This window comes from Thermococcus sibiricus MM 739, assembly GCF_000022545.1.
GTDB classification, from domain to species: domain Archaea; phylum Methanobacteriota_B; class Thermococci; order Thermococcales; family Thermococcaceae; genus Thermococcus_A; species Thermococcus_A sibiricus.
The window spans coordinates 675,077-688,618 of the sequence record NC_012883.1; the positions used below are offsets into that span (position 1 = coordinate 675,077).

Here is a 13,542-nt window from a genome sequence, read left to right on the forward strand (position 1 = left end):
TTCATCAATCAGGTTTGATTCATCATCATCCGCTATTGTATTATTCTCATCTTGCCTTTTAACTTTCCCTCAAAAACTTTATAAGTAATGGTACCATTACCAAGTAATGGGGGCATTACCTATGCTGTTTGATCCAAGACCAAAGGAAAAGAGGGAAGACATATTCGATAGGGAACAAGAGATAGAAATGATAAAGAATTCTGCTAAGGAATATCCGATTACCCTTATTCTGGGAATAAGGCGGGTAGGAAAATCCTCTTTACTCAAAGTTGTGTTGAATGAATTGAAAAGCGGTATATACATAGATGTGAGGAAGCTTCATTTTGATTCCGGAGGATGGATAACAAATGAGTCTCTGCTGAAGGCCTTTGAAAATGGATTAAACTCTCTCAGTCATCCCATAAAAAGGGAAGTCTTTCAGTACCTGAAAAGAGTGAAGGGAGTATCAATTGCAGGACTTCAATTAAACTTTGAACCTGAAGTCTCACTCTCAGAAATTTTGGAGGCATTAAATAAGCGCAGTAGGATTATCATAGCCTTTGATGAGGCCCAGTATTTGAGGTTCTATGGACGGAGAGGAGGAAAAGAGTTCTTAACCCTTGTGGCCTACGCATATGATAATCTGCCAAATATAAGTTTTATCTTTACAGGTTCTGAAATAGGGCTTTTGCATGATCTTATTGGCGTTTCAGATTATGAATCTCCCCTATACGGCAGGATATACAATGAGATTACCATCTCTCCTTTTTCCAAGGAACTCTCAATTGAATTCTTGAGACAAGGATTCGTTGAAGCAGGGATAAAAATACGAGAGGAAGAAATAGAACACGCTGCAGAACTTTTGGGTGGAATTCCAGGATGGTTAGTAGAGTTTGGGTACAATTACATAAAAACGAAAAGTTTTGAAAATGCCATAAAAGGGGTAATAAGAAAAGCAGAAAAATTCCTCGAAGGTGAGTTAAGAGAACTTGAAAAGCGGAGTCCTAGGTATATCTTGGTGTTAAGAGCTATTTCAATGGGATTTGATAGATGGGCACTCATAAAAGAATTTTTGGAATCTAGGAGTGGCAAAATACCAAATTCGCGATTGGCTGCCATCTTAGAGGGTCTTCAAAAGATGAGTTGGATTAATGCAGAATATAGAGATGGGGGGAAGAGATATAAAATAATTGATCCAGTTATTGAGAGGGTTATTAAAGAGCGTTTTAACCTCTAAGCGTTGCTATTAGTCGTTTTTCGTTCAGCAGCAGATTAATGGCATCTTTAACATCCTTAACCATCACATCACTCGCCAGCAAAGCCTCAACACTTGCTCCCTCTTCTCCTATTACACAAATAGCAAGTTCAGCGTTTTCAAGCATTCTAACGTCGTTGTTTCCATTGCCTACACCAATGTAAGGCTCATATTTAAGGGCCTTTTGAAGCTTTTCGTTGCCATCTTTTACCAGTTCTATCTTTACATCAAGTTCATTGAATTCATCTTTCAATGTTCCGAATGTATCGGAACTTAATACAACGATTTCATATTTTTCACTAAGTTTTCTCAAAAGTTCTTTAATGTTCTTTCTTACCTTTCCCTCAACTCCCAGAGTTCCATTCAAATCAAATATAACTGTCTTTGCTATTATCCTCCCATAGTTCGGGATCTCCATATTTTCACCACTTAAGGTTTGGCAAAAATACTTAAAACTTTGTTCTCGAACTTTGGATGGTGGCAGCGTTGAGAATTGCGTGGGGGTTCAGTGGTGCAGGACATTTGCTCCTGGAAAGTGTCGATGTACTGGAACACTTAAAGGATCACCATGAGGTTAAGGTGTTCCTTTCTTCAGCGGGTGAAGAAGTAGCCAGGATTTATGGGGTTCTTGAAAGAATAGGTAATTTTCCCCTTGTAAGGGAGTCGAAACAAGGACATGCATTTCCATCATGTGGTTCTTTCAATTTAGGTAAGTTTGACGTTTTTGTAATCTCTCCAGCGACATCTAATACGGTGGCCAAAATAAGACTTGGAATTGCGGATTCTCTTCTTTCATGCTGTGCTTCGCAGGCCTTAAAAAGCAAAGTTCCTTTGATAATGGTTCCTACAGATTCAAAACCTGTTGTCGAGACAAAGGCACCTAATGGTAAGGTTTTCAAAATATATCCGAGGAAAGTGGATCTTGAGCATATTAGGGCCTTGAAAGAGGAAGGAGTGGTAATATTAGAGCATCCCTACGAAGTAGAGAATATTTTGGAACGATTTCTGTGAACATAGTAAAATCTTCCATCTTTTGTAACTGTAACATAGTCTGGCGTGTATTTAGACCCATAATAGAGATTACGTCCATCGAGCCTGTACCATAAACTTCTTGCTGCTTCAAGTTTGTTTAAATCTTCAAGTACGCTTAGGTCCCCCTCTTGTATTTTTTCTAGGAGATCTTGTACATACTCTTTGCTTATGTTAAAAGTTACGTAAGAAGCAAAAAACTCGTAGCCGGTGATGAGTTCTTTCATGAGATTTTTATACGGATATGCAGGAGTTACGCGGAGGTTAAAATGTCTGTAGAATTCTTCAACGGAGACCATATCTGGCCTGTATGGAAGTATTCCAAGAACCAGCATCTCTACAGTGTCATCATAATATGTAGAAAACCAATCAGGATCATAAGGATAGAAGAGATTATCATTCTGGATATAGGGGTCTTTTCCCAATGCATAAATTCCTCTGTAATTGCTTCCTACCAGAAGGGGGATATCCCATATAACAATGACCTCTGAATGATCCAGTCGCCAGCCACTTATACTTGCGGGTACCTGAAGGGCCCATGCTTTTAGATTGAAGTCCAGGAAAAGGTTGTTCATAAGTACTACTTGTGTCTCTCCATCATATCCACAGATGGAGGAGCTCAGGGTTTTTATGTAAGGCATATCATATGAGTGCACATAGCTGTTTACAAAATACACAATATGAAGAGGGTTATTGAATAGAATGGGAGGGGTTTGTGGTAGAATTTGAAAAGATCTCTTTTTGCTTTCTCGTAAAAGAATTCCATTGCACCATCAAATTTCATTTTTCCATATCTGTCAAATCCCAAGTATGGATAAACGATCTTGTAAATCTGCAGAGGCTTGTATTTGGCCGCATAGCGCCACATCTTTGTGAGTTCTTCTTTAGTGTAAGGCTGGGCGTTCTGGAACTCTTCGCCACTCCCATCAAACTTTATTTCGAAGATTTCAGGGTAGTGGGAGAAGTCAATTTTTGCAGAGTGTTTGTTCCCTTTTGCATCCATACCTGTGACTGTTACATTGTATTCTCCCCATTCTTGTTCAAACTCTATGGCACCGATATATGTAAGGGAATTGGTGGAAATCGGAAGAGCAATTGTTTTTGCTCCTATTTTGATGACTATTTCCTTTGGAACATTTACATTGTCTTTTACCGTGAAACTTACTCTGATATTCTCTCCTTCACTTGTTACAACACCCCATATTTTTGGAGGCGTTGTGTCTTTTTGGCGTTCTTGTACAAATTTATCCCAGCTTGTTTCGATATTAGTTGCATCAAAGTGTCTTGAATTTTCAACGAACCATTCTCTAAACGTTTGGTTCATAAAGAATCTTTCTCTAACCGAGTTGAGGCTATCTAAAAACTCTTCTATCTCGTGGGGTTCAAAACCATCTAGAATGCCTTGAGCATTGTCTATTGCTATTATAATGTCGGGTGGAAGTTCATATAGGTTCATGTAGAGCAGCTTTACTATGGCTATATAGTCTTGGAGGCTTTTTACTTCGTAAATGTTTTTTGAGTTCTCTATCCCATTCTTAATTCTCGGGGGTAATTTCTCGTAGGTCTTGAGAAACTCATTTACCTGAGACTTAAATATCATCACCCTGTTTGAGAAGTCCTCAAGGGTATATGGACTCTCGGAGAACAGAAAGCGCACCATGTCATCTCAGAGAGGAAGGGGGACTTTTTCTAATATCTCACTAACTTGTTCGCTTAGATTTGCGAGGAGTAAGGGGTTGTCAGTCTCCACCTCATCAAAAAGACTTGTACGATACTTGTAAAGGGGATAAATCTTGAGCACCACGATTTTTTCCTCTTCGCTTAGCTTATTGTCATTGAGAAAACCAAGTTTTTCGGCAATAAGTATGTTCTCTTGCTCCTCTTCCGGTGGTAGATGGGGAGGTGGCTGAACTGCTCTCATACTCCAGAAGAGAAATACCAAGTATGCTAAAAACAGGATAATAATGAGTTTTCCAGCATCCAGTTTAAACTTTTTTTGCATGTATTACTTTTCCTTAACCTTCCTTATCTATTTTTCCTTTCTCAAAATTTAAATATTAGAGACGATTATTTTACAAAGGTGGTGAAGTATGAAAATAATCCGCTTTGGAGTTTCAATGCCAGAAGATTTATTGGAAAAATTTGACACGATAATGGAAGAGAAGGGATACGCTAACAGAAGTGAGGCCATAAGGGATTTAGTAAGGGATTTCATAGTTAGACATGAGTGGGAAGAGGGGGATAAAGAAGTGGCAGGCACTATAACGATAGTCTACAACCACGATGAGGCCGATGTTGTGAAGGAGCTTTTGGACATGCAGCATGATTATGTGAACGAGATTATATCAAGTCTTCACGTGCATATGGATGAACATAACTGTCTTGAAGTTATCGTTGTTAAAGGAAAGGGCAGCAGGGTGAAAACGATTGCTGAGAGACTAATCAGCTTAAAAGGGGTGAAGCATGGGAAGCTCGTCATGACCACCACTGGCAAAGAGCTGGTATGAAAAAGCTTATAAATTTCCCTATTATCAACACCTCTGGGTGTGTGCCGGGGTAGCCTAGCTCGGTAGGGCGGCGGACTCGTAATCCGCAGGTCCCGGGTTCAAATCCCGGTCCCGGCTCCACAAGTTTGTATTCCTCATAAACTTCACTTCTTCCCCAAAAATAAACCACCTGAGCAGGGCGTTAATAAGTCTGGACTTGTTAAAAGGAAAACTCTCAAGAGCTTCGAACACATCCTCATCTAGAGTCACGTGAGTGCGTGTCTTTCCCTTTTTCTTGTGTGAATCTCCCGAGTGAGAGCCTTTTTTATTAGTGGTCACTTGGTCATTTTTGCCCAGAAGGTGAATTAATAAGAGTTCTTTTTCTATTCCGCTCCTAACATGTACTTCTTCAACCTTGGAGAGACCTACAAATCCTCTATCCTCCACCAACCCTAAAGCGTTGGTCCTGACATTAGTAGTTATTTTCAACCCGCCATACCATTCATCTATAAAATAGACATAAGGGTTTATAACCCACGTTTTGTCCTGCCTCCCGGTACTCCTTGGACATCACCTTTGAGTGAGTTGCCTCTCCGTTAACTCACCAAGTTTTTCATTTCGAGGTCTTCTAGTAGTTGGTTTGGTCCAGCTCTCCTTCCCGAAAGAAGCCAAATACAGGGAGTTCAACTTTATGTGTAGGGAGGAAGTTTTTTGATGATGCGGAGACTTCATTAAACTTACCCTGATTTTTCTTTGTTTTTGATATAAAGTCATCTCCGGGGCGCAATGTTTAGTATTGATAAAGAGGATTAAAATGGCTTCACTATTTCCTTCCTAGGGTTTTGTGTTTAGTGGTTCAAGTTTTTAATGGCACAAAAGTTTAATATACATCTATGTCATTCCTACATGGTGGATATATTGAGGAAAAAACATGCTCTTTTTGTAATACTGCTCGTAACAATGACGCTTCTTAGCAGTGCATGCATCCAAAAACCTGGGGGAGAAGAACCTACGGTTTCTTCCTCAACAAACCCTGAGGATAACGATGGGCTGAGCTTTGATGAAGAGCAGAAATATGGAACTGATCCTTCTAATCCGGATACAGATGGAGACAAGATAATTGATGGGGATGAAGTCCACAAATATCATACAGATCCGCTCAAAGTTGACTCGGATGAAGATGGACTTACGGATTATGAGGAACTTTTTGAATACAACACAAATCCCCTTGACGTTGATACTGATGGTGATGGGCTTCGTGACAATGTTGAGGTAGAAAAAGGTACAGATCCCACCTTAGAAGATACTGATGGTGACAATATAGTGGATGCGGATGAAGTAAATACCTACTTCACAAACCCATTATCGCAGGACACGGATGGGGATGGACTCACAGACTATGCGGAAATATTCACCTACAACACGAGCCCAACAACAGAAGACAGTGACGGTGATGGGATGGATGATTCAGCAGAGCTTGAACTAAAAACGAATCCACTATTAGAAGATACGGACAATGATAGGTTATGGGATGGGGAGGAGCTTGTAAAATACCACACAGACCCGTTGAATCCCGATTCTGATGATGATGGTTTGCTAGATGGGCATGAAATAGTTTTTGAAACTAACCCCCTAAAAGTTGATAGTGACAGAAATTATCTGGTTGATAGCGATGGAGATTATCTACCTGACGGTTACGAGGTAAAGATTGGGACGAATCCAGCACATGATTGGAGGTATAAGTATGAGGAAGAAGCATTCAAAGCGGGATTGAGCAAACTTCTCAGAAAAGAAGTAAGTCCAGTGTCAAAACAATTTATGGAATACAACACCACTTTGGACAGGGCTTGGGCGATTCTTGAATGGATTGACGAGAACATACAATACAACTATACCAAACTTGACCTCATTGAAGAGATGGTATACAATTGGAGCACCCTTTCAGGGCATGAACGCGAGCTTTACAAGAAGCTGACGAGACTCCAAGCAGCCAACGATACTATTTATCGCAAAAGTGGGATTTGTGGTGATTATGCAATCCTGACAGCAGCTCTACTCCTTGAGTCAAATATAAGCCCAGTGTACATGCTGGATATCAACTATAAAGATAAAGAGGTCGGACATAACACCGTGGCAATAAAAATTGATAGCGAATACTTCGTCCTAGATCAGCACCTTCCAATGAAGCCTATTGGGAATTACTACTGGGATTCCTTAAGAGCAGAAATGGGAGAAATCGCCAATGTAACCTTTTACATAATTAAACTTGATGAAAATGGCGAACCGATAATTTACTCTAACTGGATTTGGACTGGGAAGTTCATGAAGAAAAAAGCATACACTATGACGGAGAAAGATATTGACTTCATTATAGAACTCACAAAACAAAAGTTCCTGGAGCTGTACCCTGACTATAGAGAGGATGAGAGGTTAAAACAAAACGCAGAAACACAGTTGAAGTCCATAAAATCGACCAATGAGACTACAAAAATGTCTTTACCCTCTGGTTTTACCAAAGGCTGGACATTGTGGCGGTATTACGAGTATTTTGCACTTTACTATCATCCAGCAATAGGGGAAAAGCTTATAGAGGACTACTGGCCAATTCCAGCATTTCTTAAGGATAACTGGAAAGAGGTAATTGAGCAATGTGACAAGTTTTACCTAATCATGGATGCTGATGAAAACAATGTGATCATTATTAAAGACTCTACGGGGGACGCGTTCAAAATCCCGAGGATTGTAATGGTGATGGAAATTGCAAAATAATCTTCTCCTTTTGTTTTCAATAATGTCCCAATTTTTCACGGTGATAACCCGATCCTAGATTTGAAGCAACTTAAGGAGCCCCACTCATTAGGCTGGAGTATCAAGTCGAGCCTAGACAATGTTATCAGTAGGATTATGATGTAGAACGCTAATCCGGCTGTGAAAAAAATCCAAACCCAAACTTAAACCCCATCGTATTAGCAAAAGCTAAGCCTGAGAATATCACATGAAAGTATGAGAAACTTGCACTAAAAAGATGTAAAGTGTGGCTTAAGGCCTCCCCTCCACAACTTTTTTCAATATCTTCACTATGCGGGACTGCGCTTCATCCGTAAGGGTTGTTTTGTCTAAATAGTGTTTCTCCCAATTCTTTCGGATGCACGACCTTGGATGTAGTCCGCCACGTCTTCAGGAACACCATTCCTTCTTAAGAATGTATAAAACCATTTGCGAATAGTATTTGAGGAGATTTTGCCAAAATAGGTTATCTTTTCTGCTCTGTAATAGTCAATATTAATTCTTTGAGGGTTCAAAGCAAAGTCCAATGGCATGTAGGCCCAAAAGGCCCTTTTCTTCCCTCTTGAGAACTCTTGCATTGGATAGCGAGCTGTCCTATTGTTTATCCTTTCGAGCTTTGTAGAGTCAAAGTTATTCAAGAGCCTCACCGCTTGAGAAAACCGTAAACCACTATAAACTAAGAGTTTGAAGAGGCTTACAAGTTCCATTGGGAGTATCTTTTCTTCACTCAAAAATGTTAAGAACGAGCGGAGGGCATTGGCATATTGAGTTAACTTTTAGTTGACTCACTCTTCTGGAGTTTTTGTTTAACTCACGTGCATAAGATAAAGAAATTAGAAAGGTAAGGGAGATCTTACTAGCATTTTTCACCTTTAATTCTGGTAACAACTCCACCAATGAGGACAAAGACAAGGAAAGTTGCTGGGCCGCAGATGTCACTGTTTTCTTCTTCGGTAGTTTCAGTGGCCTGCTCTTGGCTGGTAGTAGTCGTAGCCGTAGAAGTTGTAGTCTCAGTAGTGGTCGTTGTAGTTGTTGTTTTAAGAGTCTCCAGCTCTATTACTTTAGTGATAATGGCTTTAGAGTTCAACACAATAGCATTAGAATCCATTACTCTAGCTTCAGAATCAGATATTGTGGCATTTGAGTTGCTCTTTTGAATAGCCAAATTCCAGATGATGGCTTCAGAGTCCATCGAAAAACCGGGAATCAAACCATCTGGGGGGAATCTGAGAACCCAAAAATCATCTTTACCAGTGCCAGAGCTGTTAGTGATACCCGCTACGATAATGTCACTATTCAGAGCGAGGGCAATTGCAGTAGCTACATCAAGGTCACTTCCCCCATAGGCCTTCTGCCATTTCACATTTCCATTCTCATCAAGCCTAAGAACCCAAGCGTTTGGATAATCTGGAGTGCCAGTGCCGAAGCTTGCAGTGGCGCCTGCCACTATTATATCGCCATTTTCAGTGAGGATAACCGTGTTAGCCCCATCTAGGTAGCTCCCGCCATAAGTCTTCTGCCACTTGAGATTCCCCTCAGCGTCAAGCCTGAGAACCCAAACGTCACCTTTACCAGCACCGAAGCCAGCCATACCCGCTACGATAATGTCACCATTGTCAGCCACAACAACTGCATTAGCTACCTCAAAGTCACCCCCGCCGTAGGTTTTTTGCCACTTGAGATTACCGTTCTCGTCCAGTCTGAGAATCCAAAGATCTTGTGCACCACCACCAAAGCTCGCAGTGGATCCTGCTACAATTACGTCATTGTCTTCACTTACTGCAACTGTTGTAGCGTCGTCATAGCTACTCCCGCCGTACGTTTTCTGCCATTTCACGTTCCCATTCTCGTCCAAGCGGAGAACCCAAAAATCATTCTCACCAGCACCGAAGCTTTCAGTGTAGCCTGCCACTATAATGTCACCATTCGGAGCAATTGCAACCGCGGAAGTCACATCAATGAAACTTCCACCGTAGGTTTTTTGCCACTTGACATTCCCGTTCTCATCTAAGCGAAGAATCCAAGCGTCAGTTTTACCAGTGCCAAAACTCCAAGTCAAACCCGCCACTATAATGTCACCATTCGGAGCAACTGCAACTGCATGAGCTCCATCCCCGTCACTCCCGCCACACGTTTTTTGCCACTTAATATTTCCCTTCTCATCCAAGCGGAGAACCCAAACATCACCTTTACCAGCGCCAAAGCTTCCAGTAGCGCCTGCTACAATTACGTCACCGTTTGGAGCAACAGCAACTGCATTAGCTACATCAAAGTCACTTCCACCATAAGTTTTAACCCAGTAAAGGTGTTCCTCGATACTCACCTTTTCGGCTGGAATCAGCGTTCCAAGAAAGATGAGGAGCCAAAGGAGGATTAATATTCTCTTCATGGGACCACACCTGATACTAGTCCCTAGGTTATAATAAGTCATAATTCTTAATAATGGTTATGTAAAAGCCTCTCCTAACAGTGGGATGTAGGTGAGAAAGACATATATATGTAGGCTCCTCTTAGATATGTACTTCATTTAGCGTTTTTTGGATTTCTACAGTTTTTATGGAATATCAAAAGTCAATGATGGATTCAATTTCGTCCGATACCTATTGATGGTTTAAGTAAAGGCTTTTTGAGTGAGGAGGCAACCTTTAATTATCCCTTCAAACCTATGAATATATGGGTAATTGACTCGATGAAGTTAGATCCAAGTTTATGTATACTGTGCAGGGGCCGAGGATGGTGTGGCCTTGCGTATTGCCCCGTGATAGCCAGAGCTAGGGCCACTTTGAGAGTTAGGCGAAGTGTTTCATCAAAAACCATAGAGGGTTCCACTCCACCGTCGATTTTTATAGGTAGGGTAGGCTACCCCTACGTGAGGATAGGCCCTGCCACGCCACCTTTAATTGGAGACACAAAGATTTTTGATTTTCCGGAACTGTGGATTAATCATAAGATAGAGGATATCCTTGAGTATCGATGGAGCCTTATAACTGGCATTAAAATAGCAGATGTGAAAAAACCTGAAGATAAACTTATCGATGAGTTAAGGCTTTTGGCAATGAGCTCCAAACCTGTGGATGTTGAGATCATTCTAAAAAAGCCTCCACGGCCGTTTATGACGTTCAATGAGCATGAGCCGCCACAGGGCCCGCGCTCTCCACTCAACAACATGAAGATCCTTGGAAACCCATCCATTCCAAGGCCCGTGGAGAAGGCCCACGATGACACCGATTTACCAGCATTTGAAGCGGTTACGTATTTATATGAGTCTGGTGTGCCGGTTTCACATATACAGAAGGTATTTAGCACTGGTGCATTTGGTGTTAAAGGTAGGAGAAGACTTGTCCCCACAAGGTGGAGCATCACCGCAGTAGATAGTATGCTTTGCAGAAACCTGATCAAGGAGATAAAAGACTACGAGCCCTTGAACGAGATTTTAGTTTTCAGATATCGCCTTCATGATAATTTGTTTATCGCAATACTGTATCCGGCCAAATGGAGTTACGAATGGATGGAAGCATGGTGGCCTGGATCCACATGGAACCCAAGCGCAGACAACGTGGTTATCGAAGGTGACCATGAGGGGTATCACGGAAGGACAACTTACCCAGGTATAGGGGGATGTTATTATGCAAGCATGCTCGCAACACTTGAGTATTTAAAGAGAATAAAAAGACAAGCCACCGCTATACTCCTTAGGGAGATTTACCCCGGATTTAAAATTCCTGTAGGGGTTTGGTTTGTTAGAGAAAGTGTTAGGGCCATGTTTAATTCTCCACCAGTTTTAAAGACAGACACCTTGGACGAGGTCATGGAACTTTTAAACATGGAAACAAAGCTTGGTAGTGGTAAGTGGCTTTCATCTTCGGCCCTTTTGAGGAGGATAAAGTTTACAAAGACTATAGATGAGTTTCTGAAGAAGGAATGAGAGCTATAGCATATTCTTGGAGAAATTGCTCTGTGAACATGGGAGCAAAAAGCTAACTGATGAGGCCTGTAAGGCTTTCAATGATTATTTTATTATTGTATTATTTAGGCCCCTTGCCTTAATTTATAACAATTCTTTGTTAAAAAGGAGAATTGAGATCACTCCCAAAATTAAAACCAATGATAAAATAATTATTGCATTATTTAATCACTTAAACTCAAGCCGTCGCTTTATCTTTTCGATTTCCTCCTTCTCGGCCAGTTTTACCAATCTCCTAAACCCCTCCTCCGGTAAAACTTCCCGGAGGCTCCAATAAAGCCGTATGGCTTTCTCAAAGATTTCATTCTGCTTCCCTTCTCCCTCTGCATATAATGTTCTCAGTAGTCTATCTGCCTCTACGCTTATATAGAGAGTTTTCATCTTCTTTTCGGTCTCTTTCTTTATCTTTGGCCTGTTATTTGGTTCTTCCGTTAGGGTTTTCACGACCTCACTGCTCATGGACGGGAGTTTTGGTAAGCTTTTCTTTTTACCTGACATTTTTTATCACCTTCTCCGCAAGTTGTAGGAATGCTTTTGATACTTTGTTTTTGGGATCAAACTCAAACACTGGCTTACCTTCTCCTTGAGACTTCTCAACTGCAACTGCTCTCGGCAAAATGGCCACTACAGGTAAGTCGGGATAGGTCTCTTTCAGCTGATCCAACCTCACCTGGGGGACTTTGCTCTGGCGTGTAAATTTGTTTGCAACAATACCCATGATCTCTAAGTCTGGATTGAGTTCGGTGGATTTTATCTCCCTGATAACATCAAGTGTTAGCTGTACCCCCATGACACTGAAATACCCTAATTCAGTTGGGATCAAGACATAATCCGAGGCCCCAAGGGAGTTTATTAAGAATATTCCCAGGCTTGGAGGGTTATCGATGATTATAAAGTCATATTCGTCTTCAATTTTTTCTAAAACCCTTTTAAGTCGCTGTTCGCGCATGTATGCTGTCATAAGTAGCCTCTCAATTGCAGAAACTTTTAGATGAGAGGGTATGAGTGATAGGTTCTCCTCTATGGGTATAATAGCATTCTCGATTTGAGTCTTTTTCACTGCATTCTCTATTAGAAGTGTCCCGATGTTGTTGTCATTGCGTTTTATGATATCCATACCGATTAAAGCGAATGTGAGATTGAACTGAGGATCAGTATCAATTATTAGGGTATCATACCCCTTTTTGGCCAGTGCATAGGCCAAATTGAGGCTGATTGTAGTCTTTCCAACACCACCTTTTTGATTAGCAATACTGATTATAATCGCCATTTGATCACCATAATTAAATAATGCAATAATTATTTAATAACCTTACTGAATATTGGGCTTCTTTAAAAGACGTTTCTTTCTTGTCGGGGAGAATGTTGTCATGGGCCTGTTTTGTTGTTAATAACTATTAAAGGGCCTCTATTATTCAGTTAAAGGCTTAAAAGAGCGTATTTGTTTAGTCTGTTTAGATGGCTATCTAATCGTTTTATATTAATAAAATAGGTTGTGTTACTTTAACTCTCAAACTTTGACTTAATTTTTTACTAAAATGAATGGTCATGATATTATTACTAATAAAAATTTTTAATTACAAAATAGGATTTTTTCACGATTATTATATCTTATAATTTTATTTTCAAAAATAAACTAACATAATATTAATAATAAAATTGTAAATAGTAAAAAATGTCAAATTATTATGATATTAAATAGTAATATTATTTCACTGACTTTTAAATGATCTCAATAACAGGTAGGGCTCCAGCAGGGAAAGAGAGGTCACATAATTAAATAATTATTGTATTCTTTAATTATTTTATTAATTTATTATTTAAGAAAAAGAGCAAAAATGGTCGTTGAGAGGTGATTAAATAATAGATAATGGTCTTGATTGTAGATTCTATCCTTGAAATGTACATAGAGCCTTTTGTCGATAATATAAATCAATTTAGATCTATTTTAAATAACAGAAAATGCAATAATTATTTAATTATTTTATTAATTTATCCTCATGGTGATGGGAAGTAGTATATGATCCATTTTCGCCTGAGTA

General features: G+C 40.1%; 13 protein-coding genes and 1 tRNA gene. 6 read left to right on the forward strand and 8 right to left on the reverse strand.

Going from position 1 to position 13,542, the window contains the following annotated elements; all coding sequences use genetic code 11:
- Nucleotides 1–106 precede the first annotated feature (106 nt).
- Nucleotides 107–1,216, forward strand: coding sequence for an AAA family ATPase (locus TSIB_RS03605; RefSeq protein WP_015849015.1), 1,110 nt, complete (start codon nucleotides 107–109; stop codon nucleotides 1,214–1,216).
- Here the strand turns inward: TSIB_RS03605 and TSIB_RS03610 are convergent.
- Nucleotides 1,206–1,652 (reverse strand): HAD family hydrolase, encoded by a 447-nt coding sequence (locus TSIB_RS03610; protein ID WP_015849016.1) that lies wholly within the window; start codon nucleotides 1,650–1,652, stop codon nucleotides 1,206–1,208. The genes TSIB_RS03605 and TSIB_RS03610 overlap by 11 nt on opposite strands.
- A 56-nt stretch (nucleotides 1,653–1,708) precedes the next feature.
- Between TSIB_RS03610 and TSIB_RS03615 the strand changes: the two genes are divergently transcribed.
- Entirely contained in the window at nucleotides 1,709–2,245 is a 537-nt protein-coding gene (locus TSIB_RS03615) for a flavoprotein (protein ID WP_015849017.1), read from the forward strand.
- On the opposite strand, the gene TSIB_RS03620 is transcribed toward TSIB_RS03615, so the two are convergent.
- From TSIB_RS03620 to TSIB_RS03630, 3 genes are all read right to left on the reverse strand, one after another.
- Nucleotides 2,209–2,904 (reverse strand): hypothetical protein, encoded by a 696-nt coding sequence (locus TSIB_RS03620; protein ID WP_015849018.1) that lies wholly within the window; start codon nucleotides 2,902–2,904, stop codon nucleotides 2,209–2,211. The genes TSIB_RS03615 and TSIB_RS03620 overlap by 37 nt on opposite strands.
- 23 nt (nucleotides 2,905–2,927) lie before the next feature.
- Entirely contained in the window at nucleotides 2,928–3,863 is a 936-nt protein-coding gene (locus TSIB_RS03625; protein ID WP_148206155.1) for a hypothetical protein, read from the reverse strand.
- Between the two features lie 66 nt (nucleotides 3,864–3,929).
- A complete protein-coding gene (locus tag TSIB_RS03630; protein ID WP_015849020.1) occupies nucleotides 3,930–4,265 on the reverse strand; it encodes a hypothetical protein in 336 nt (111 codons plus the stop codon).
- Between the two features lie 88 nt (nucleotides 4,266–4,353).
- Between TSIB_RS03630 and nikR the strand changes: the two genes are divergently transcribed.
- The 3 genes from nikR to TSIB_RS03645 all read left to right on the forward strand — a co-directional run bounded on the left by nikR (nucleotide 4,354) and on the right by TSIB_RS03645 (nucleotide 7,518).
- Nucleotides 4,354–4,770 (forward strand): nickel-responsive transcriptional regulator NikR, encoded by a 417-nt coding sequence (nikR, locus tag TSIB_RS03635; RefSeq protein WP_015849021.1) that lies wholly within the window; start codon nucleotides 4,354–4,356, stop codon nucleotides 4,768–4,770.
- Between the two features lie 43 nt (nucleotides 4,771–4,813).
- Nucleotides 4,814–4,890, forward strand: a tRNA-Thr gene (locus TSIB_RS03640).
- A gap of 765 nt (nucleotides 4,891–5,655) precedes the next feature.
- Nucleotides 5,656–7,518, forward strand: a complete 1,863-nt coding sequence (locus TSIB_RS03645; protein WP_015849023.1) for a transglutaminase-like domain-containing protein — start codon at nucleotides 5,656–5,658, stop codon at nucleotides 7,516–7,518.
- A gap of 347 nt (nucleotides 7,519–7,865) precedes the next feature.
- On the opposite strand, the gene TSIB_RS03650 is transcribed toward TSIB_RS03645, so the two are convergent.
- Both TSIB_RS03650 and TSIB_RS03655 read right to left on the reverse strand, forming a co-directional pair.
- A complete protein-coding gene (locus TSIB_RS03650; protein WP_081432777.1) occupies nucleotides 7,866–8,243 on the reverse strand; it encodes an integrase in 378 nt (125 codons plus the stop codon).
- A gap of 149 nt (nucleotides 8,244–8,392) precedes the next feature.
- Nucleotides 8,393–9,925 carry a Kelch repeat-containing protein gene (locus TSIB_RS03655; protein WP_015849024.1) on the reverse strand — a complete coding sequence of 511 codons (1,533 nt, stop codon included), beginning with the start codon at nucleotides 9,923–9,925 and terminating at the stop codon, nucleotides 8,393–8,395.
- Between the two features lie 300 nt (nucleotides 9,926–10,225).
- Here TSIB_RS03655 and TSIB_RS03660 point away from each other — a divergent pair, with 300 nt between their 5' ends.
- Entirely contained in the window at nucleotides 10,226–11,461 is a 1,236-nt protein-coding gene (locus tag TSIB_RS03660; protein ID WP_048160262.1) for an Nre family DNA repair protein, read from the forward strand.
- 207 nt (nucleotides 11,462–11,668) lie between these two features.
- Here TSIB_RS03660 and TSIB_RS03665 read toward each other — a convergent pair whose 3' ends face one another.
- Together TSIB_RS03665 and TSIB_RS03670 are read right to left on the reverse strand one after the other, a co-directional pair.
- Nucleotides 11,669–11,998, reverse strand: a complete 330-nt coding sequence (locus TSIB_RS03665) for a hypothetical protein (protein WP_015849026.1) — start codon at nucleotides 11,996–11,998, stop codon at nucleotides 11,669–11,671.
- Entirely contained in the window at nucleotides 11,988–12,770 is a 783-nt protein-coding gene (locus TSIB_RS03670; protein WP_015849027.1) for a ParA family protein, read from the reverse strand. Before TSIB_RS03670 ends, TSIB_RS03665 begins: the two co-directional genes overlap by 11 nt.
- Nucleotides 12,771–13,542 lie beyond the last annotated feature (772 nt).

Coding starts and splice junctions, on each gene's coding strand:
- nikR (WP_015849021.1), top strand. CDS start 4,354: ATGAAAATAATCCGCTTTGGAGTTTCAATGCCAGAAGATTTATTGGAA.
- TSIB_RS03630 (WP_015849020.1), bottom strand. CDS start 4,265: ATGCAAAAAAAGTTTAAACTGGATGCTGGAAAACTCATTATTATCCTG.
- TSIB_RS03655 (WP_015849024.1), bottom strand. CDS start 9,925: ATGAAGAGAATATTAATCCTCCTTTGGCTCCTCATCTTTCTTGGAACG.
- TSIB_RS03615 (WP_015849017.1), top strand. CDS start 1,709: ATGGTGGCAGCGTTGAGAATTGCGTGGGGGTTCAGTGGTGCAGGACAT.
- TSIB_RS03605 (WP_015849015.1), top strand. CDS start 107: ATGGGGGCATTACCTATGCTGTTTGATCCAAGACCAAAGGAAAAGAGG.
- TSIB_RS03645 (WP_015849023.1), top strand. CDS start 5,656: ATGGTGGATATATTGAGGAAAAAACATGCTCTTTTTGTAATACTGCTC.
- TSIB_RS03670 (WP_015849027.1), bottom strand. CDS start 12,770: ATGGCGATTATAATCAGTATTGCTAATCAAAAAGGTGGTGTTGGAAAG.
- TSIB_RS03625 (WP_148206155.1), bottom strand. CDS start 3,863: ATGATATTTAAGTCTCAGGTAAATGAGTTTCTCAAGACCTACGAGAAA.
- TSIB_RS03620 (WP_015849018.1), bottom strand. CDS start 2,904: ATGCCTTACATAAAAACCCTGAGCTCCTCCATCTGTGGATATGATGGA.
- TSIB_RS03665 (WP_015849026.1), bottom strand. CDS start 11,998: ATGTCAGGTAAAAAGAAAAGCTTACCAAAACTCCCGTCCATGAGCAGT.
- TSIB_RS03610 (WP_015849016.1), bottom strand. CDS start 1,652: ATGGAGATCCCGAACTATGGGAGGATAATAGCAAAGACAGTTATATTT.
- TSIB_RS03660 (WP_048160262.1), top strand. CDS start 10,226: ATGAAGTTAGATCCAAGTTTATGTATACTGTGCAGGGGCCGAGGATGG.
- TSIB_RS03650 (WP_081432777.1), bottom strand. CDS start 8,243: ATGGAACTTGTAAGCCTCTTCAAACTCTTAGTTTATAGTGGTTTACGG.